Source organism: Nocardioides sp. P4_G10 (genome assembly GCF_056401175.1).
In genome coordinates, this window is the sequence record NZ_JBFUJV010000048.1 from 1 (window position 1) to 1,369 (window position 1,369).

Below are 1,369 nucleotides of genomic sequence, written 5' to 3' on the forward strand. Positions count from 1 at the left end.
CCCCCGGTCGCACCCCCGGTCGCACCGCCCCCGCCGGCCCCCGAGCCGGGCCAGCCCGCCCCCGGGCCGACGCAGCCCCCGACGCAGCCCCCGAGGAAGCCCCCGACGCCGGGCACACCGCCGCCGCCGACGGAGCCGGGTCAGGTCTGAGCGACCCGAGGCCCCAGCGGTCCTCGGCGAGCCTCAGCGCAGGTTGAGTCCCGGCCACTCGGCCGTCGGTTCGGTGGGGATGCCGTTGAGGCGCCGGCGGTAGCGCACGGACGAGTCGAACTCGGCCAGCGCGCTCCACAACCGCTGGTGCGCGGCCCAGGGGAGGGGGCCCGAGGGACGCGCGTTGCCCTCCGGACCGAACTCGTGCCAGGCGGCGCCGAAGCCGATCCAGGCGGGCGTCCAGTCGAAGGCGTCGTCCCAGGCACCTTGCCGCTGCTCGATGAGCCGCCTGCGGAGCTGGAACTCCATCCGCGGCCCGTCGACGACGACGGGTGCCGTGCGCACGGGCCACAGCCACATGTCGTCGGTCATGACCCTCAGCTCCAGGTCCTGGACGACGTCCGGAGCGACCAGCACGGTCGCGACGAGGTGGCGAGGTCCCATGGGGGAACGCTCGCCCGAGTGACGGCCGGCCGTCAAGGGCGACCTGTCAGGAAGTCGACGTCGCCGTCCTCCTCGTCGCCTGCCGCTTGTCGATGGCGCTCGTGGCCAGCGAGGCACCTGCCGCGGCGACGCCCATCCACAGTCGTGGACGGCGTACGCCCCGCCTGGTGAGGGCGCCCTCGGCCCACGCGTCGGCCGACTGACCGCCACGGCTCATCCCGGCGACCGCGGCGCCCAACCCGACGGCGATCCCGGCCTTCGCCGCAGGACCCAGCGTGAACGGAGGCGCATCCCGCTTCTCCCGGTCGACGAGCTTGCCGGGTGTGTGCAGGAAGAGGCCGACGGTGCCGGCGGCGAGCGCTCCCATCCCACCGTGCAGCGCCCAGCGGGTCGGACGCGACCAGCGCTGCACCGGCATGTAGGTCGTGGCGACGCCGGTGAGCACAGCGGTCACGACCTGCGCGGGCCACGACTCGAGCCGACGGTCGGGTCGGACGTCGGGACGGGAGTCAGGAGCCTGCTCATCCATGCCCGCAACCTAGGCAGCCGAGGCAAGTTTCGGCGCGGAGTGGGGGTCCCGACGTGGTCCGCGGTCCTAGGGTGGGTCCATGGACCGGCGGATCTTCGGCATCGAGAACGAGTACGGCGTCACGTGCACGTTCAAGGGGCAGCGCCGGCTGAGCCCCGACGAGGTCGCCCGCTACCTCTTCCGCAAGGTCGTCAGCTGGGGCCGCTCGTCCAACGTGTTCCTGCGCAACGGGGCGCGGCTCTACCT

3 protein-coding genes are annotated in these 1,369 nt (G+C 73.7%); 1 reads left to right on the forward strand and 2 read right to left on the reverse strand.

The genetic code is table 11. The features are described from left to right. Positions 1–183: 183 nt before the first annotated feature. Together AC1DP1_RS23180 and AC1DP1_RS23185 are read right to left on the reverse strand one after the other, a co-directional pair. Positions 184–594 (reverse strand): hypothetical protein, encoded by a 411-nt coding sequence (locus tag AC1DP1_RS23180; protein ID WP_477508849.1) that lies wholly within the window; start codon positions 592–594, stop codon positions 184–186. A 46-nt stretch (positions 595–640) separates the two neighbouring features. Next, complete coding sequence (locus AC1DP1_RS23185) at positions 641–1,123, reverse strand: hypothetical protein (RefSeq protein ID WP_477508850.1); 483 nt, start codon at positions 1,121–1,123, stop codon at positions 641–643. 79 nt (positions 1,124–1,202) lie between these two features. Between AC1DP1_RS23185 and AC1DP1_RS23190 the strand changes: the two genes are divergently transcribed. Further along, a partial coding sequence (locus AC1DP1_RS23190; RefSeq protein ID WP_477508851.1) for a proteasome accessory factor PafA2 family protein occupies positions 1,203–1,369 on the forward strand: 167 nt, incomplete at its 3' end.

Coding starts and splice junctions, on each gene's coding strand:
- AC1DP1_RS23185 (WP_477508850.1), bottom strand. CDS start 1,123: ATGGATGAGCAGGCTCCTGACTCCCGTCCCGACGTCCGACCCGACCGT.
- AC1DP1_RS23180 (WP_477508849.1), bottom strand. CDS start 594: ATGGGACCTCGCCACCTCGTCGCGACCGTGCTGGTCGCTCCGGACGTC.